The organism is Leptospira bandrabouensis, from assembly GCF_004770905.1.
GTDB classification, from domain to species: domain Bacteria; phylum Spirochaetota; class Leptospiria; order Leptospirales; family Leptospiraceae; genus Leptospira_A; species Leptospira_A bandrabouensis.
Genome location: NZ_RQHT01000014.1, coordinates 355,279 through 374,181, shown reverse-complemented (window position 1 = coordinate 374,181; position 18,903 = coordinate 355,279). Strand labels below are relative to the sequence as shown.

Here is an 18,903-nt window from a genome sequence, read left to right as displayed (position 1 = left end):
ACCCTTACTTCTCGCCGCCCATTGCTTCTAAAATTGCATTGTATTCATCATACAACTCACGTGTCATTTCCACAATCGGACCTGGTTTTCCTTTCGAAGCCTTACCCGATCCGTAGAGCCTTGCTAGCGTTCGTTTGGCGCGTGATAAAAGCAAAACTTGGTCTTCAGGTTTTGGAGCCATCTGGTCTTTGAATTTTTTGGTAAGAAAAGCATTGAGATAAATCACACCATCAAATCCCCAGTTATTGTCCGTGTCGGGTCCAAGCATTCCTGCTGCCTGATCTACAGGTTCGTTACCATTTTGCATGAGTTCTAAGGTGTGACCATAGATCACTGCTGCTTTTTGGTAGAGAAAGTCCCGAATTTTATCATAACCAATATGAGGAAACTCCTCGTGCAAATCAGAGAAATACCAGGCAGCGCGAATGGCACAAACTGCTTTTTTCGGAGTAGGGGCTACACTGGCACCTCTCAGTTGATAACAGTCCATTCCCAGTAAATAAGAGGCAGCACCTAACACAATTTGGCGATCCTGTGTAAAATCTAAGGGACCGAGGATTTTTTCAATATAACTTCTACGTGAATCTGTGGCCATACGAATGGCTTCATTGTCAGCAGGGTTTAGGGAATTCCAATCTTTAGGAAAAGAGGAATATAAACAACGTGGACAAACGGACATGACATAATCCAGAGGACTGACACGGCCAAATTTCCTATTTTTTTCATATAAACGACGTAAATCCTGAGCCAACTTCCCGGCGATTAACCTTCCCCCCCCTTGGAACATTTGTTCCTTTTGGTGATTTTCATCACAAATGGGGCAGGCTGTAGACTCTTTGGCGCGAAAAGATACTTTTTTGGACTGGGCTGCGGCTTGGGACATAGGAAAAATCTAGGAAAAGGCTCAATTTTAAAATACAATCTGTCAATCCAATATCAGAAATCTCCGATAATACTCACAGGGGTCTCCCCGAAATTACTTGTAAGATTCTTTCAAGGAAGGAAAGTACGGAAACGGAATGAATGGCAGCGCAATGAAACAATCCCTTCTTATTCTCATGACGAGTCTTTTGATGCAGGCACCTATGTTTGCAGAATCAGTCTCTAGTAAATCATACCACAAACGCATTGAACTTCTGACTTACTTACGTGAGTTAGAGCCAATTGTAAAAAATTTCCGTGGAGAAGATCCGGAAGGAAAACCGACGGAACTCAATGCTCCTGAAGGAAAAGAAGGCTTCCGCATGAAGAAATACAACGAAGCTAAAAGGATCTACCAAGAAGGTTTACAATACCACTTCGAAGGTAATTATTCTTCGGCTTACCAACGTTTTCTCGAATGCCAATTGGGTATTGAAAAAATGACGGAAGAACTTTCTCAACTCTACATCCTTCGTGCAGAAGAGATGATGAAAACGGCAATGGAAAGAAAAAATCCAAATAACCCAATGGATAAGGCACTACTTGATATTTCCATTGAGTATGGAAAAGGTTCTTACTTTCGCCAAGACGTGATGGACATTCCAAGAGAAGCTCCTTATTCACGCCGTATGTATGACCCAAAAGAAGCTCACTACAGTTATAATAAATACGATATTGAGAAAAACTTGGAGTTGGGATATAAACACCTAGGTCTTGCCAAAGAAGCAAGAGCGACTGCTTTAAAAGTAGAGAAGAATTTGGAAAAACACCAAAAACTCCAACCATCCCACAGAAAGTATCGTATTGATTTATATTTTGGCGCAATCAACCTTGCTCGTGATTCCAAAGCAAATGCAATTAACATCTATAAGTTGAAATATCCTTATGACAACTATTACCTTAACAATGCACAAGCAAAATCAGAATCATCAAAAGATGAAAACGGAGCCACAGTGGAAGGCCAACCTGTTAAAGTTGATGGTGTTACTTATGATTTCTCAAAAAATCCGTATGTAAAGTTTGATCACCGAATACAAGCTATGTTTGATGTTCGTGTGCCAGAAGAGTATCGTGTGGATCATGCTGATGTAAGAGGTCGGGTCTATGATTTGGACTCAAACAATATGGTGTTCATGAAGTATGACCAAGAACGCAAAAAAGCATTAAATGTCCCACCAAAACCTGCTGCAGGAACCACTGCCAACCCACAGCAATAAGAAACGTTAGCTAACACCGTTTCCGAATCTTGAAGCCCAAGGAATTTTCTTGGGCTTTTTTATTTCCATAGAATGGCCTCTTTTGTCTAATTGTTGCTATGGCGAAAATTCCGGTCGTTGATGATCTCATAAAAAAAAATTTACATGGACTGAGTGTCCACTACGGGCGTTTGGTGATGAAGGTTTACCTAAGAATCACCCTTCTTGTTTTTGGTAAAGCAAGCCCATATTTAATCAGAGGGATTTATCGTTCTCTCACAGGAAACAAAGAAGCGCGTATCAAAGAGTTTTTAGAAGGGACTAAAATTTGGGCAGAAGATGCCCTAAAGATTACCAAAACAAAACTTATAGTATTTAATGAAATTAACGTACCCACCAAAGGGCATATGATTTTTTTAAATCACGTGAATGAAATGGATTTTCCTTATGATTGTTATGTGATTCGTAAACCATTTTTGGCAAACCAAGTCATTAAAAAAGCATGGTTTGCTTATTGGTGGATGACTGCAATGGGTTCACAAGTATTTGATAATTCCAAAGCCATGTCAGTTGCCGTTTCTGTAAAAAACTTAATCGAAGGTTTAAAAACTACTTCTTACATTGTATATCCAGAAGGGAAAAATACCTATTCGGAAGAAATTCATCCATTAAAAAAGGGTATGGTTAAAATTGCCTTTGACCAAAAAATTCCTGTGTTTGTGGCTTTAAAATCGGGAATTACAACTTATCAAAATTACCAAAAAGGAAATGTGGTTGGTTATTTGGGGCTAGGTTCTTTTGACCCAACTGAATTTTCATCTTGGGAAGAATTTCAAACCTTTTTATATAATTTGATGCATTCCAAAAAACAAGAGTTAGATGCTATGACGGAAGCGGAAAGGGCCAAAGTCAGTTAAGGATTGGTTACGCATTTTGGTTTCTTCCGGTGATTTGAATTCAAATCATCGGACAAATGAATTGACAAACCCATTTTTAAGTTGAAAATTTATTTCTTAAAAAAGGGGAGAATGTATGAAAAAAATCTTAGGTTCATTATTGTTGGTTCTCTTTTCTTCGAGCTTAGTGGCTGGGGAAGTGGAATCTGATTGTACTTTCAAAGGGAAAAAATTAGCAGGGAAAGTGCAGTTTGTGACTAGTTTTCCCGATTTCAAAGTGCAAATCGTGGATAGTTTTCCTGACTTAAAAGTGCAAAAGGTAAGTAGTTTCCCATCTGACTGCGGTAAGTGGCAAGAAGTGACTTCGTTTCCTGATTTTAAAGTACAGATTGTATCAAGTTTTCCCGATTTTAAAATTAAATACGTAAGTTCATTTCCTGGTATACCGTAAACTACCATCTAAAGGATAAACCGAGTTACGATTCATAAGCTCCAAAGATAAATTGAAAAAGGCCCGTGCTTTGATTGTTTGATTCAAACAGTTTTTTCTATTTGGATTACAAGCCGGGTCTTGTCCATAAGGTGGATTCATTTGGAAGATAAATTGGGTATCACCATCCACACTTTGGTAGAGAATTTTTTCCTCATCGATCCAACCACAGGCGCTACCATAAGCAAAATAAGTGCTTCCAGACTTTACGTTTGGTGCCCGCATATCCTTTCCAAATCCAGCAAAGTAAGTTTCTTTTCCCACCACTCCCAAAATTGTAGGTAACACATCCAATTGAGAGGAGATTCTTTCGTCTAACTTTGGTTTTATGTATTTTGGTGAAAATAATAAAAAGGGAACCATTCTATCTTCATAATAAGATAAATACCTATGATGAGTGTGGTCTCCTACAAAGACGAAAAGAGTATCTTCATAGTATTTCCTTTTTTGTATTTCTTTCATAAATGTTTCTAGAGCTGCATCTGAATAATGGTAAGTATTGAGATAATCAAAATCAGTGATGGAAGAATCATAAATTTCATATTTAGAATTTGGCACCTTATAAGGATAATGTGTCGTCATGGTAAGTATGGTCATTAAAAATGGTTTGTTCTCATTTTGGTAAAGATCCATTTCTTCCAGTGCTTTGGAATAAAGATGTTCATCGTCGTATCCCCAGGCACCAATCGAATATTTTCCAGATTTTCGGAAGTCTTCTTTTCCAATGAGAGTCTGGAAACCAAAGTGAGGTAAGATAGTGGCCAAACTATCGAATTTTAAATCATCACCGGTAATAAAACTGGTTTGGTATCCAAAACCAGAAAATAGATTCCCAATCCCAGAAAAATGGCTAAGGATTTGTGGAGTCCGAATGGCTGTAAGGCCCGGTCTGTCGGGAACACTCGTAAGAACAGAAAGTAACGCATTACTGGTTCTACCTCCATTGGCATAAAATTTTCGAAAACTATGGCCCTTTTTCGCCAAACTATTGTAAAATGGTGTTACCTCTTTTCCTAACCAGATTCCATCAGAAATTGGCCAAACATATTTGCCTGTCCAAGATTCTTGGATGACCAGTACAACATTGATTGGTTTTTTTCCTGGAATTCCCTCAATCTTTCGAACTAAAGGAAACTCCGGATCACCAACAAATTCGGCACCTTCGTAAGAAATTTCTTCCTTTACCACAGCCAACATGTCTTTATCAGTCATTTTTAAATGTTTCGGTATCGATTGGCTTTTGAAATCGTTAATGGTGGTATAAATTCCATTTAATGCTAGTTGGTTGATGAGAGCATCATCCGAAATAATCGCTTCACTAGCTCGTAAGGGAGATTCTTGTGGGCCACCCCGAAGTCCTATAAAGAAAAATAGAATCCATAGAATGGTTTTCAATGCATTAGGTCGAAAGGATTCTTTTTCGTTTCTCTTTTTATAAATATTGGATTTGATAAACCAAAAACGAATCCCTATGATATATAACCCAATACAAATCAGAAATAAAAGAATTTTGAAAGGTGCTTCTTTGAATGCCGAGGAAATTAAAACATCCAAATCACCTAAAAAAACAATCGCTTCGTATCCTATATGTTTGTTTGCATTCTCAAAATATAACAAATCAGCAAATAAATGAATCAAACACAAGGGGTATAATACCAAAGGTGTGATGATCCAAAAATATCTATACCATTTCAATCGTGAGGCTTTGTCCCAAAGAGAAAGTAGATAAAATCCAACTAACAAGATGGAAACGGTAACCCAATCAAATCGGAATCCTAATAAAAATGCTTTTAAAAGAACTAAAAATTGGAATTCCTCCAAACGATACGAATAAACAAAAAAGAATAAAATGCGGTGAAGGAAGAGGGTGAGGAAACCAAAGGAAAAATAGGTAAGGAAAATTCGGTCAGAAAACCTAGGACTAAAAAACTGTTTCACCATAAAAAAAGAATTTGTTAGCTAAGACAACGGTCAATCGACTTCCGATCTTTCTGTTGATTTATTTTCATGGCTCTTTAGTTTTGATCCTACTCACATGAAGCCGATCCAAAAAATACTCATCGCTAATCGCGGAGAAATTGCCGTTCGTGTCATTCGCACCGCAAAAAAAATGGGAATCAAAACGGTTGCGATTTATTCCGATCCAGATGCTCAGAGTTTGTTTGTTCAGTCTGCGGACGAGGCGTTCTCTTTAGGGGGAACAGATGCCAGGTCTTCCTACTTAAATGTAGATAAGGTCATTCAAGCATGTTTAGAAACTGGTGCCGATGCCGTTCATCCAGGTTATGGTTTTTTATCAGAAAATACTGATTTTGCTACAAAATTGGAAAAACATGGAATTCGTTTTATAGGTCCCAAACCTCATTCCATCGAAGCAATGGGTGATAAAATCGGCTCACGTCTGTTAGTTGCAAAAAGTGGAGTTCCTGTGGTTCCAGGTTATGAAGGTGCTTCTCAGGAAATGTCAGTGTTCAAAAAAGAAGCTGATAAAATTGGTTATCCTATCATGGCAAAAGCAAGTGCCGGTGGTGGGGGAAAAGGAATGCGGCGGATCAATACACCAGAAGAACTAGAACCTGGAATTCTTTCTGCAAAACGGGAAGCACTTTCTGCCTTTGGTGATGATCGCATTTTATTAGAAAAATACATTATAAATCCTCGGCACGTGGAGTTTCAAATTTTTGGAGATACCAAAGGAAATATCATCCACTTACACGAAAGGGATTGTTCTTTACAAAGACGACACCAAAAAGTCGTAGAAGAAACTCCAGCTCCCAATTATCCATCAAACTTAAAATCAAAAATGTCAGAAGCGGCAGTAATGGCTGCAAAATCTGTACAATATGAAGGAGCAGGAACCGTCGAATTCATATTAGGTGAAAGTGGAGAGTTTTATTTTTTAGAAATGAATACTCGTTTACAAGTAGAACATCCAGTTACAGAAATGACAACGGGTCTTGATTTGGTGGAATGGCAAATTCGTGTTTGCCAAGGTGAATCATTACCACAAATACAAACTCCTCCGCAAAAAGGACATGCATTAGAAGTACGTATTTATGCAGAAGATCCCAAAGAAGGTTTTTTACCATCTACGGGACGAATCCATCATCTTTCCTTTCCCAAAAGAGATTATTTAAGGATAGACTCCGGTGTTATTTCTGGATCTGAAATTACAATGTATTACGATCCAATGATTGCAAAACTCATTGTATGGGGCGAAGATCGAATCACTGCCATACATCGCCTAATCGAATGTTTGTCAGAAACAATTGTTTTTGGTCCAAAAACCAATTTGCAGTTTTTACAAAAACTAGTTTCCTCAAAAGAATTTGCAGAAGGGAAGGTATCCACTCACTTTATTGCAGACAATGAACAAGAACTTTTATCAGACAAAACTAATGAAGAGTTAAAACTAGCTTTAGCAGGTGCTGTATTTGCATCGAAAGAACCGCGAAACCCTTGGATCAAGGAGACCACCTAATATGGATTATTTATTCGAAACTAAAACTGGTCCAACCTCAGTCCATGTAAGCGGTAGAGAGGTTCGAGTTCGCAAAGGAACCAATTCCATTATTTATCAAATGAATGATTTTATCGCCAAAGAAATTCAGGCATCGAACCCAGAACAGATGGCAACCTTAACCATGAAAGATGGATCTATATTACAATATCTTAAAGTAAGGAATGAAGTATTTTTGCATTGGAAAGGCGAAATCTGGACTGCGAAACTAGCAGAACGATCTTATGAAGGTTCCGGTCAGACAACTCCCGAAATCAAAAGTCCAATGCCTGGAAAAGTAGTGCAAATCTCTACGGAAGTCGGACGGGAACACAAACAAGGGGAGACTCTACTCATTTTGGAAGCCATGAAAATGGAGAACGCCGTTAAGGCACCTTATCCATGCCGAGTGGAAGAGATACGAAAATCGCAAGGTGAACTTGTCCAACAAGACGAGGTGCTGATGATTTTACACAGAATAGATTCGGAAAAAACATAAATTTTCGAATCTATTTGACATATTTTGCAAATTTCCCACCATAAGGCAGTTTCTTTGGCTAACAGGTAGAGAATGTATAATTTTATAGTAAGAAGTTTGACACTTCTTTTGTTTTTTTCCTTTTTTCACGGGGTCTTCGGTCAGGAACGGGCACCTCGTACGGACCTCCCGTTTGAAATCTCTGAAAAAAAGAGACTGAGCGAACGGGATTTTAAGATCAAAAAAGAAGGAGGCTACTTCACAGGTCTTCCTCTGATCAACTCCGACCCGAACGTAGGTATTGGTTACGGGGCGCGTGTTCTCTATTTTTACAATGGTACGAAGTCGTCTCCTTTGTTTGAATACACTCCGTATCGTTATCGTATTTTTGCGCAGTACTTTAATACGACTAAACAAGCTCCTTACCATATGTTGAGTTTGGATGCACCATTTATCTTTGATACAAAATGGAGATTACGTGCCGACTTAGTATATGATCGAAATCCGAACTCCCTTTATTTTGGAATCGGACAGGATACACTCCAACCTCTTTCTTATTTGGAAAGAAACGATCCTAATGGACGTATCAGAAGGAACGCACCTTTTGCTGACTATGAAGACAATTTGAGTTATCGTCGTCCAGGAGATGCAGGATACGGAGAAGCTCCTGTTGTCAGTGATCATCGATACAATCGTTACGATATTGAAAATCCTAACTTTAGTACTTCCGGTGAATATTCCTTTTTCGGAGGAACACTTCGTACAGTAACGGGTGTCCGTCTTTCGAAACAAATCATTCGCAGGTATGATGGAAAGTATAATGACGCACAGTTTGGTTCCGCAGATGGAATTTTAGGTCTTCTTGGTGTTGATCGCACGATTGGTACTCCGCAAGGAGAAACTAAATTAACTCGTGACGATAAAGATGGAAAAATAAACGGTATTAACGGTGGTTATACCAATACAATTCGTGTTGGTGTTGTTTATGATACACGTGACTTCGAACCAGATCCAAATCGTGGAGTGTTTTTAGAATACACTCATGAACGTTCCACTAAGGCCATTGGTTCCACATCGGAATTCAATAAAAACTTAGTATCTGGTCGTGTTTTCATCAGTCCTGTCCAATGGTTCACTAATAAACCTCCTGAAATTTTGGAAAAGTTTGTTCTAGCAGCTCGCGGAACGATGATCCAAACCAATGGAGATGCACCATTTTATGAATACCGGAATATGTGGGGAACAGAAACCAACCAATCTGGTTTAGGTGGTAGAACAACGATTCGTGGTTACAAACAAGATCGTTTTGTGGGACAAACAATGGCTTTTGCCAACTTTGAAATTAGATGGAAGTTCGCAGAAGCAGAGTTCGGTGGCCAACACTTCGACTTTCAATTGGTTCCTTTTTATGATGTTGGGCGAGTTTGGGATCGTACTGAGGATGCAAACTTAAAGAATTACAAACATTCTAGAGGACTTGGTTTAAGAATTCCTTGGAACCAAGCAACTGTTATCTACATCGATCATGCTATTTCGAATGAAGATAGACAAACATTTATTAACTTTAATCATATATTTTAGGAGGGCAGAGCTTATGAAAAGAATTCAATATTGTTTCGCTCTTTTGGTCTTATCGTTTTTCATGAACTGTGAAATGAAGCCTGTAGAAGATACTTTTGGCTTAAGTCCAGAAGAAACCAATTTACTCATTGCAGGTATCTTAACCAACCAGAGTCTTCGAGACAACGGAAATGGAACGATCACAGATCCGGTTGCCAATTTAGTATGGCAAAAGTGTACACACGGACAAATTTATCGTCCGGGAAATAACGACTGTTTAGGGGCACAAGGTTCCGTTTTCAATCCTGGTGACGTAGCTCGTGCCGGAGCGGCTCAAGTGGCTTATTGCGATTCTAAAACGCATGCTTGTAACTCCATCGCATTTCCACAGGTGCTCCAAGGTACTTCCTCGATTTCTATCTCTGGTTCAAGTGAGTTGTATGGTGCCTGCCAAAATAGCAATTTCCTCGGTGCCACGTGGCGAGTTCCGACAGTGGTAGAATACCAAAGGTTAGTAGTTCCAGGAAGGGCAGCAACCTTGCAGTTTTTTCCATCCACTCAGGAAGAAGACTATTGGACTGCATGGTCAAACAACGAGGATATTCCAGGTGAAACGGCCTATGCGATTTCGTTTGATCGGCAATCTTATGGTGTGCAGAGAAATGTTGTAAAAACACAAAGGAATTTTGTCCGTTGTGTTCGCACAGGCCCTTAAACCTCTCCTAGATCTCATTTTCAATGACTCTCCTGTTCTTACGGGAGAGTTTTTGCTTTCCAAAAATCGAATTTCTTACTAATATTTTCTTAAGACAAACCGAAGTACCCATTAGGTGGTGAGGTTTCCATGAGAATCGACGAGTCCCCATTCAATCGTATGAATGTAGATCTATTAAAAGATCGCCGGGTGAACTATGTCGGCCATGGTCAATTGGAAAGTGCCCCAGAATCTCTCTCTGCTTTACATGTAATCTCCCATGAACTGGGACATGCCGCTGAATTCAAAAGGGAAGCCATCCAGGAAGGCCGAGAAGTTCAGTCCGTACAAGTAAAAATCAATTATGAACTCAGAGATGGTCGGATGGTAGCAGTGAGTGGTGAAACTCATGCAGTCACGCGGGCCAAGTCACTTTCAGAAGAAGATCCAAGCCTCACTCCTTATTCCGACGGAAAATCGATAAAAGACTTGTTTCGGTTGAAAGAGGATGAAGAGAAAAAAAATAATTCGAACGAAAAAACAAAATTCAATCCTAAAGAGTTAATGCAAAAAACTCATGAAAAGGAATTAGAATCTAAAATTAAAGAACTCGAAACAAAACTAGAATCAGAGAAAACAAAAAAATCGGAATCTGATATTCATTCGGAAGAACGATTGAAAGAAATTGAGTCAGAAAAAAAGAGATTGGAAGAAGAAGTGAGACTTCTTCGTGTAAAAGAACAATTAAAAGAAACCTTTGCCTTACTGACAGACTTTCGTAAGATGATGACTTCCAATTTATTTGGAATGATGAACCTTCAAACAGATTCCAACTCCGGTAATTATTTAGATACCTTTGTTTGATCTACCATATTCTCAACTATAAACTCTCTTAACTCACCAATACCTCGTCCAGTTGTTGCCGAAAGATAAAAGACCCGAAAGGGAACTCCTATTTCATTCATAGCTGATTCCATATCGGTTCGTACCCGATGTAGTTCGCTTTGGTTGAGTTTGTCTATTTTGGTTCGAATCACTACGGGTTTGATTTTTTTTTCCATAGCTACTTCTATGGTGGAAAGTTCTTCTTCAGGAAATTCTCTTTGTGAATCGCAAAGTATAAATAAAAACTTCAAATGTCTCCAAGTATTTAAGAAACCTTCCAAAAGTTTCATCATATCTTTATGTTCTTTATGAGAGGCTTTTGAATAACCAAACCCTGGTAAGTCGATCAAATTAAAACCTTCTTTGGTTCTAAAAATATTAATCAGTTTCGTTTTTCCTGGTGTTCTAGATACTTTGGCAAGTCCCCTGTGGTTTGAGAGAGCATTTAGTAAACTTGATTTCCCTGAGTTGGATCTTCCCATAAAAGCAACAGAGGGAATGGAATCTAATTCCTCTTTTTCATTTAAGTTGGCAATAGAAGTAAAGAATTTGGTTTCGGGAAAAGGAGTTTCTTTGGAATACTGGTGCATCTAGCTCATCTTTCCAGATAGATTCGTTTCGGATAATTCTTTTCACTTTTTGAAAAGAGAGAAAATAAAATTTGAATGGGTTCTCCGTCAAAATAGAGAATAGGGATAAAAGTTCTCAGAAAAAAAGGAATTCCGTTTTCTCGCATACATTCCGAAATTTCCTTATTTCCGGAACGGATTTGGATTTTTTGACCATGATGCCAAGAACCAAGACTGTATTTTTCCTCTGGATCAGAAAGTTTAAACTTATTTTGATTCCATTCAATACAAAGATTTTCCCCATCCCGGTAGGAGATTGCTTTTTTAAATGCAGGGGATTTTTTATCAATAATGAATAAATCACCAAACTTTGATTTGTATAAAAAACAGTTTTTGTTTTCTAAAAAAGCTCTTTCTCCTTCTGATTGCAATCGGAAATTGTCAAACCCAGATTTGTATAAAGGATAATGTCCAAGTAACTTCAAATGAAAATCAATGAGGTCTTTTTTTGCCGATAAATTAAGACTTGTCCATGTTTCATGAGGGATTCGAAAAATATGAGGACCTTGTTTGGAAGTTGGTTCCATTTTTAAATTAAAATGTAAGTTGAGTTGCGAACGATCGTGGAAATTCCAATAAATTTTATGAAAGTTCCAATTCTCCTTTTCTAATACTGGCAATAAATCCATACGGATCCGATTGCGTTTGTAAATTGGATCTTGGTTCGATTCATCTTCAAACACTTTTATATGATTCGATACATAATCATATAGTATCATTAACTCTTTATCTTCCAAAAAAACCAAAGGCAAAAATCGTTCTCCATCAAAAGGAGGGAGAGTATAAAATGCTTTTTTTCCCCCACCTCTAGTTAAGTGTAAGAAGATGGATTCCGTATAGTCTTTGCAATGGTGGCCAGTAAGAATGATGGATGGGTTTTTATTTGTGATTTTTTTTAGTTCGTGGTAACGAATGAGTCTTCCTGTTTCTTCTAATCCCTTTTTTAGTTTAAGAGAAAGTTTTGGAATTTTTTTTTTACGAAAAAATAAGGAAATCCTGTGGATTGTATGAATTGTAATAACTCTTTTTCCTCTTTTTCGATAGAGCGAATGCCATGAGACAAATAAAAGAGAGTAGGAGTTTGGATATGGTAGGTTTCTTTTAAATATTTAAAAAATAAAACTAAAATAGAAGAATCTTTTCCGCCAGAATATGCGATGAGAAATTTTGTTTTTTGTTCTGCCCAATGTTTGGGTAAATTGGTTCCCATTCTAGACAATGCAGATTCAAAAATTTTAGTGATTGAAGTCGGAATTTCCGCGATCATATCTTTCTCACTGCCACCATTGTGATATCATCATGTTGTTCCTGTTCTTTGACAAATTCTTTTAATTCCGAATAGATCCTCTCAAGTATGTTTTTTGGCTCGAGAGAGATAAAGGAAAAAAAATTAGATTTTAATTCTGATTCTCCAAATTCGAATCCATCGGCATTCCTTGCTTCTGTCACTCCATCGGTGTATAAGAGAATGGTGTCACCCGAATCAAACCGCAACTTAGACTCATTTCGGAATAGCGAAATATCGGGTTGGATTCCTAAAATCACACCTTCCGTTTCTATTACTGAAAGGGAATTTGAATCTGAATGGTAGTGGTAAAAACTTCCATGTCCGGCACCCGAATATTGCACTTCACCAGTTATCAAATTCCATCGGAGTAAAATCATACTCATAAACCTGGGGGTAATCGCTTCTTTATAACTGGCATAAAGATAGTTATTGATGTCGTTTAAAATCTCCCAAGGTGAGTCTTTGACACGAACAAGGGAATGGAGAATGGTTCGAACTGTTGCCATTACAAGTCCTGCAGCAACTCCTTTCCCACTAACATCTCCAATACAGATAAAAAGTTCGTTTCTATTGGGAGATAAAATAAAATCATAGTAGTCACCACCGATACCACGAGCCGGTACCATAAAACCTCCAAACGAAAAACCTTCGGCCTCAGGTGAGTTCCTTGGTAAAAGTGTGCTTTGGATTTCTTTAGCGATTTCTATTTCTTTTTCCAATCTTTCTTTATTCGAAAGGTTTTGGTATAAATTGGCATTTTCCATTGTAATTCTAGCCAAAGAAACAAAAGCATTGAGTGCTTCGATTTCATCATTCGGAAATCGGCTTTCTTGTTTGGTGAGTATAAATATACAATTGGTTCCATTTTCCAAAGTTAGTGGAAATAACATAGACTCCTTTCCTTCAATCCCAAGTGCTTCTAAATTAGCACTTGTGGAAGGATCCATCGTAATGGTTTCTTTGATTTGTAGGAGAGGATTCATTTGTTCCACTTCGATGGTTTTTGTGTCTGTGTGGATTTGGTAGTTTTCTAAATCGCGATAAAGTCTAAATACTTTTGCCTTAGAGGATTCCAAAGTTCTTTCGATAAGACAAGTTAAGGAAGACTCCACAATTCCTGATAGAGTCAATAAAATCATACGGATCATTTCATCATGATTGTTTAAATAAAGTTGGCTTAGTGTTAGAGCCGCCGTATGTAAACTTCGAAAGTTTTTAGATTGGTTTTCCGATTTAGAAAATATAAGAGAATTTCGTAAGGAAACTGCAAATTGACCTACAACTAACTGCAAAATTTCTTGGTCTTCAAAATAGTCAGAGTAATCTTCTAAATCATAATCAATCGATAACATACCGACGGCAGTATTGGCGTAAAGAATGGGAATAACTAGTTGTGATTTGGTTCCTGTGAGTTTTGAATAAAAATCATAAAAAGGATGGCTTTGGTCAGAAAATTTATAAAAGCAAGGTTCACCTTTCGCCATTGTTTCTACTAAGACACCAAAACTTAAATCATAATCTAATGTGATTCGTTTGATTGCTCGCTGTAATGTTTTTTGTCTGCTAGAATAATAAGCTAGTTTAATTTCGCCTAACTCTAGGTTTGTGATAAATATTGCAATTTTATCTCGTTTTAAACGGACCGAAATAAGTTCGGCAAATCTTTGCATCAATTCATCAAGACCCATGGAAGAATTGAAAATCGAAAGATTATCTAAAAGAAATTCAGTTTTCTCTTTTGAGCTAAGAATGTTTTTTCCAATTCGGGCAATTTTTCTTTTTTCTAAAATCCATTCCCGATCGCAGGTTTGGCAGAAGAACCTACCGTTCCTTGTGATCCCATTTGGGAGTTGAGGTTCGGCACAGAGCAAACAGATTCTATCGTCATCTCGCCGAGAGTCCATCCTAGCCAAGTTACTTGATTTCTTTTTTCATAAGCTACAAGAATTTCCTTCCTAGCTGAGAAACCTGGTACGATTCATGCTTAATCTATAAGCAAATGTTGTTTTTTCTGCAGAAAACGGAAGGATGTCGGCAAAAATGATCAAAAAATGGTTTATTTGTTTAATAAATAGGCATATTGTTTTGGTCGTCGACATTTCCTTTCTGCGTTTTTACAAGGCAGAGCGTAATACTTAAGAGCAAGAACTATGACAGTGAAAAAATTTAATCCCATCCAATCCATCCATGAAGTGGCCACTGCCATGAATTCCACCCAAGATCCGGACGGATTACTCGAACTGATTTTGGATCGTTGCATCCAAATCTGTGGGGTAGAATCGGGATCTTTGATGTTAATCGATGAAAAAAACGGGGTTTTGGACGCGGTGACATCCCGGGGGATGAACCAGCAGTTACTCCGTGAAACCAAGCTAAAAATTGGGCAAGGGATCACGGGAATGGCGGCTTCGACTGGAAAGGCGAAACTGGTAAATGATGTTTCAAAAGATCCTGACTACATTCAGGTAAAAGAAGAAATCAAATCAGAGTTAGTTGCACCCATGATTGTCGAGGATGATATCATAGGGGTCATCTCACTTGACTCAAATCGATTGAATGCTTTTACCGCAGAGATGTTAGAAATTGTCAGTGTCCTTGCGAACCAAGCGGGACAAATTTTTAAAAACTTACAAACTATTCGTAGTTTAGAACAAAGAACTAAAATCCAAGCAACACTCATTGAAATTTCAAAAGTTGTAAGTTCCACCTTAGACCAAAATGAAGTTTTTGATTCTATCATGGTTACTATGGAAAAATCTCTTCGTTTAGAGAAAGGTAGCATTGTATTATTTAATAAAGATGAAGGTTTACTTCGAATCGTAGCAGCTTCAGGTCTTTCACCTGAAGAAATTGATAAAGGAACATATCAACCCGGCGAAGGAATTACTGGAAAGGTATATGAATCTGGAGAACCTATCATTATTGAATCTGTGGCGAGTCATCCAGATTTTTTGAACCGCGTTGGATACTTGTCTCATTTTAAACATGATCCACATAACGTAAGTTTGCTCTGTGCGCCAATTTTAAGTGAACAAACTATGTTGGGTGTTGTGAATGCTTTTATAGTTCAAAATAAACATACTGACTTAAAATCTTTTTTAGATTTTTTGCAAGTTGTTGCATCTATCATCTCTCAATCGATTAAAATTCAAAATTTGGTCGAAGAAGCAAAAAAGGAAATTTCTCGTGAAAATATCCAACTAAAAAGAGAATTAAAAAATAAATATAAATTTGGGTCACTCATTGGAAAAGCCGCAAGTATGGAGAAGATGTTTGAAAAAATCCAACTGGTTGCTGATTCCAGAGCTTCTGTTTTGATTACGGGAGAATCGGGTACTGGTAAAGAGATGATAGCCAATGCGATTCATTATAATAGTTCTCGTTCCGAAAATCCATTTATCAAAATCAACTGTGCAGCGATTCCGGAAAATTTACTCGAAAGTGAACTATTTGGACATAAAAAAGGTTCCTTTACGGGTGCTGTTTCGGATAAAAAAGGAAAGTTTGAATTGGCAGATACGGGAACCATTTTTCTAGATGAAATTGGAGAAATGGATCTAAACTTACAGTCGAAATTACTGCGAGTTTTGCAGGAAAGGGAAATTGAAGCCATTGGATCTACAAAAGCAAAAAAAGTAGATGTAAGGATCATTGCCGCAACCAATGCAGAGTTAGAACAACTTGTTGCAGAAAAAAAATTCCGAGCAGACCTTTTTTATCGTTTGAATGTAGTGAAAATCAACACACCACCGTTACGCGATCGAGTGGAGGACATTCCACTTCTAATGAATCACTTTTTAGAAAAGTATACAAAAGATAATAATAAAGTGGTAAAGGGAATCTCTAGAGAAGCTTCAAAACTTTTGTTGAAGTATCGATGGCCAGGTAACGTTCGTGAGCTGGAAAATGTGATCGAACGGGCTGTAGTTCTTGCACAAGACGAAATTTTAAATGAGGAAGATTTCTCAGACATTTTAGCAAGTTTAGAAGATTTACCAGAACATACAACCGAAGTGACACAACTCAATCATGTAGAAACTACTTCTGGCGCTGAACCTTTGGATTTGGGATCAGGACGTCTTACTCCTGGCCAACTAGATGGCCTTGATGGTAGAGCTATGGAAATTGTTGTGAGCGAAGTGGAATCAAGGCTAATTCAATATGCTATGAAAAAGTTTCGTTATACCAAAACTCGCGTTGCTAAATTTTTGGGAATCAATCGAAACACATTAGATAAAAAAATCAAAGAATTGAATATCGAATACTAAATATCTTTAGTTAATTGGTTCGGGAAAGTGGTTAAGATGATAAATTGGACCTGTTTTGATTTCATCTTCTAAAGTTAGGTGAAGGTATTCTTTTGCTGATCCTACGGCTTCAGGAAGACTTTTCCCATGTGCAAGAAACGAAGTAATGGCAGCAGAATAAGTACATCCTGTTCCATGAGTATTTTTTCCCTTTAAAAAAGGTTTCGAAAATACATAGGATGATTTCCCATCAAATAAAACATCTGTAGCTTCCTTTGCATTTGGTAAATGCCCCCCTTTTAATAGAAAGGGAACTTTATACTTCTGAAATAATTTTTCAGCCATCGGGACAAGTTGGTCATATTGATTTATGTTCTCACCTAATAGTAATGACGCTTCGTCAAGATTCGGTGTGATTAATTTTGCAAGTGGTAAAAGATCTTTGGTTAAAGATTGGATTGCATCGTCCTTTAGAAGTTTTGCTCCACTAGTGGCAACCATCACCGGATCAACCACAAGTTGTATATCTGGGTTTTCGTAAAAAAATTCTGAAACTGTTTGTATGATATTTGCGGAATATAACATTCCTGTTTTTGCTGCTTTGACTGGGAAATACCCAGCAACAGCTTTTAATTGAGCAGAAACAAAGTCTGGTGAAATTTCAGAAATCCCACTGACACCATCAGGATTTTGAGCAGTCAAACAGGTGAACACTGTGGTTCCAAAAGTAGCTAATGAAGAAAAAGTTTTGAGGTCTGCCTGTACTCCAGCACCACCGCCAGAATCAGAACCGGCAATTGTTAAGGTAATGGGAAAATCTTTCTTCATATTATGGAAACCATCCGTACTTGTCAAAATTGATGCGATCATCGTTTAAATCAAAGACAACACCTTCGGATTGTAGAATTTTTTTCTGTAAGGAAGCTCGGAAAGTGTCGCCACGAAAGGAGATTTGACCTTGGGCGTTGATGACCCTCTGCCAAGGAATTTTTTGTTCCATTTCTTTTTTCAGTGCATTCAATGCATATCCCACGGCTCTTGCCGCTCTCGGACTTCCCAGAAGAAGGGCAATATGCCCGTAAGTAGTTACCTTTCCTTTGGGGATTTTTTTTACAACAGCATAGACCAAATCGTAAAAATTCGTACTTTTAGTTTTAACCTTACTCATCGAAATTGGATTTATATCCTAACAATTTATTTTATTTGTAAATTCCTTTTTTAAAGTTTTAAAAGTCGCTATAAAATGAAAGTTTCAGAATACGCAAAACATTTGTTACTTGCCGGTAGTTTAGAAGATAAACTATTACCTCCAAGTCGCCAGTGGGAGGAAGAAACTGAATTTACTTCTATCCGTATGGAAGCTCCAGGTCGTTCTCCGAAATTCCAATTCTCTGATAAAAAAGTAAAAATTCCACGTTTGGAACATCTTAACTTGCAATCCAATCGAGGACTTAGCCTTCATCATTTTGCAAATCATGAACTAATGGCGATTGAATTATTTGCCTGGGCTCTTTTGGCATTCCCTGATGCACCAAGATCAGTTCGGAATGGATTTTTAAAGACCATTGAAGAGGAACAAACTCATTTAAAGTTATATTTAAATCGGATGCGAGATTTCGGCATCGATTTTGGTGATATTCCTTTGAATTATATTTTTTGGAAACAATTAGGACAATTTAAAACTTTAGAATCTTTTTCTGCAGTTATGTCAATTTCGTTTGAAGGTGCAAATTTAGATTACGCACAAATATATGCACAAGTTTTTTCTTATTTTGGTGACCACTTAACTTCTGATATAATGATCACTATTTTTGAAGATGAAGTGAAACATGTAAAAAGAGGGCTTCGTGCCTTTGAAAGATCTATCCCAGAAAATGGAAATCATTGGGATCATTATTTATCACTCATTCAATTTCCTTTTACGCCAAGAAGAGCTAAAGGATATCTTTATTTACCGGAAACAAGGTCATTGGCAGGTATGAACTCCGCGTTTATACAGTCACTAGGGGACTACCAAGATGAATATACGGGGCGAGTGAATTTGGAATCGGTAAAAAAATTTGGACTGGGTGAGAGAATCCTTCGAAAAAACAGGCTTGATTCGTAGTTCCCAAGTCGTT

The 18,903-nt window shown here is 37.7% G+C and carries 18 protein-coding genes; 10 read left to right on the top strand and 8 right to left on the bottom strand.

The window, feature by feature from the left end; translation table 11 throughout:
- Positions 1–4 precede the first annotated feature (4 nt).
- Positions 5–883 carry a DUF2225 domain-containing protein gene (locus tag EHR07_RS08895; RefSeq protein WP_135744767.1) on the bottom strand — a complete coding sequence of 293 codons (879 nt, stop codon included), beginning with the start codon at positions 881–883 and terminating at the stop codon, positions 5–7.
- Between the two features lie 136 nt (positions 884–1,019).
- Here EHR07_RS08895 and EHR07_RS08890 point away from each other — a divergent pair, with 136 nt between their 5' ends.
- From EHR07_RS08890 to EHR07_RS08880, 3 genes are all read left to right on the top strand, one after another.
- A complete protein-coding gene (locus EHR07_RS08890) occupies positions 1,020–2,138 on the top strand; it encodes an LIC11274 family protein (protein WP_135744766.1) in 1,119 nt (372 codons plus the stop codon).
- A gap of 176 nt (positions 2,139–2,314) precedes the next feature.
- Positions 2,315–3,034: a lysophospholipid acyltransferase family protein gene (locus EHR07_RS08885; protein WP_238752935.1), complete on the top strand. Its 720-nt coding sequence runs from the start codon at positions 2,315–2,317 to the stop codon at positions 3,032–3,034.
- A 115-nt stretch (positions 3,035–3,149) separates the two neighbouring features.
- On the top strand, positions 3,150–3,464 hold the full coding sequence (locus tag EHR07_RS08880; RefSeq protein ID WP_135744764.1) for a 7(1) septoil knot domain-containing protein: 315 nt from the start codon (positions 3,150–3,152) through the stop codon (positions 3,462–3,464).
- On the opposite strand, the gene EHR07_RS08875 is transcribed toward EHR07_RS08880, so the two are convergent.
- Entirely contained in the window at positions 3,444–5,444 is a 2,001-nt protein-coding gene (locus tag EHR07_RS08875) for an LTA synthase family protein (protein WP_135744763.1), read from the bottom strand. The genes EHR07_RS08880 and EHR07_RS08875 overlap by 21 nt on opposite strands.
- A 94-nt stretch (positions 5,445–5,538) precedes the next feature.
- On the opposite strand from EHR07_RS08875, the gene EHR07_RS08870 reads away from it, so the two are divergent.
- The 5 genes from EHR07_RS08870 to EHR07_RS08850 all read left to right on the top strand — a co-directional run bounded on the left by EHR07_RS08870 (position 5,539) and on the right by EHR07_RS08850 (position 10,598).
- Positions 5,539–6,984: an acetyl-CoA carboxylase biotin carboxylase subunit gene (locus tag EHR07_RS08870; protein ID WP_135744762.1), complete on the top strand. Its 1,446-nt coding sequence runs from the start codon at positions 5,539–5,541 to the stop codon at positions 6,982–6,984.
- A gap of 1 nt (position 6,985) precedes the next feature.
- Positions 6,986–7,501, top strand: a complete 516-nt coding sequence (locus EHR07_RS08865) for an acyl-CoA carboxylase biotin carboxyl carrier protein subunit (RefSeq protein WP_135744761.1) — start codon at positions 6,986–6,988, stop codon at positions 7,499–7,501.
- Positions 7,502–7,573: 72 nt separating this feature from the next.
- The gene (gene omp85, locus EHR07_RS08860; protein ID WP_135744760.1) at positions 7,574–9,061 is read left to right on the top strand and encodes an Omp85 family outer membrane protein; all 1,488 of its coding nucleotides are present in this window, start codon (positions 7,574–7,576) and stop codon (positions 9,059–9,061) included.
- 73 nt (positions 9,062–9,134) lie between these two features.
- The gene (lsa25, locus tag EHR07_RS08855; RefSeq protein WP_238777247.1) at positions 9,135–9,755 is read left to right on the top strand and encodes a surface adhesin Lsa25; all 621 of its coding nucleotides are present in this window, start codon (positions 9,135–9,137) and stop codon (positions 9,753–9,755) included.
- Between the two features lie 129 nt (positions 9,756–9,884).
- Positions 9,885–10,598 (top strand): hypothetical protein, encoded by a 714-nt coding sequence (locus EHR07_RS08850; RefSeq protein ID WP_135744758.1) that lies wholly within the window; start codon positions 9,885–9,887, stop codon positions 10,596–10,598.
- Here the strand turns inward: EHR07_RS08850 and yihA are convergent.
- From yihA to EHR07_RS08830, 4 genes are read right to left on the bottom strand one after another with little or no spacing between them, the layout of a single operon-like run.
- The gene (yihA, locus tag EHR07_RS08845) at positions 10,577–11,209 is read right to left on the bottom strand and encodes a ribosome biogenesis GTP-binding protein YihA/YsxC (RefSeq protein ID WP_135744757.1); all 633 of its coding nucleotides are present in this window, start codon (positions 11,207–11,209) and stop codon (positions 10,577–10,579) included. The genes EHR07_RS08850 and yihA overlap by 22 nt on opposite strands.
- A 5-nt stretch (positions 11,210–11,214) precedes the next feature.
- On the bottom strand, positions 11,215–12,216 hold the full coding sequence (locus EHR07_RS08840) for a tRNA lysidine(34) synthetase (RefSeq protein ID WP_279633224.1): 1,002 nt from the start codon (positions 12,214–12,216) through the stop codon (positions 11,215–11,217).
- Positions 12,192–12,515, bottom strand: a complete 324-nt coding sequence (locus EHR07_RS19255; protein WP_135744755.1) for a PP-loop family protein — start codon at positions 12,513–12,515, stop codon at positions 12,192–12,194. Before EHR07_RS19255 ends, EHR07_RS08840 begins: the two co-directional genes overlap by 25 nt.
- Positions 12,512–14,440, bottom strand: a complete 1,929-nt coding sequence (locus EHR07_RS08830) for a GAF domain-containing SpoIIE family protein phosphatase (protein ID WP_135744754.1) — start codon at positions 14,438–14,440, stop codon at positions 12,512–12,514. Before EHR07_RS08830 ends, EHR07_RS19255 begins: the two co-directional genes overlap by 4 nt.
- 246 nt (positions 14,441–14,686) lie before the next feature.
- Here EHR07_RS08830 and EHR07_RS08825 point away from each other — a divergent pair, with 246 nt between their 5' ends.
- On the top strand, positions 14,687–16,804 hold the full coding sequence (locus tag EHR07_RS08825) for a sigma-54-dependent Fis family transcriptional regulator (RefSeq protein WP_409035719.1): 2,118 nt from the start codon (positions 14,687–14,689) through the stop codon (positions 16,802–16,804).
- Positions 16,805–16,810: 6 nt separating this feature from the next.
- On the opposite strand, the gene thiD is transcribed toward EHR07_RS08825, so the two are convergent.
- Entirely contained in the window at positions 16,811–17,611 is an 801-nt protein-coding gene (thiD, locus tag EHR07_RS08820; protein ID WP_135744753.1) for a bifunctional hydroxymethylpyrimidine kinase/phosphomethylpyrimidine kinase, read from the bottom strand.
- Position 17,612: 1 nt separating this feature from the next.
- The gene (locus tag EHR07_RS08815) at positions 17,613–17,951 is read right to left on the bottom strand and encodes an MGMT family protein (protein ID WP_135744752.1); all 339 of its coding nucleotides are present in this window, start codon (positions 17,949–17,951) and stop codon (positions 17,613–17,615) included.
- 75 nt (positions 17,952–18,026) lie between these two features.
- On the opposite strand from EHR07_RS08815, the gene EHR07_RS08810 reads away from it, so the two are divergent.
- Entirely contained in the window at positions 18,027–18,890 is an 864-nt protein-coding gene (locus tag EHR07_RS08810) for a DUF455 family protein (protein ID WP_135744751.1), read from the top strand.
- Positions 18,891–18,903: the final 13 nt, after the last annotated feature.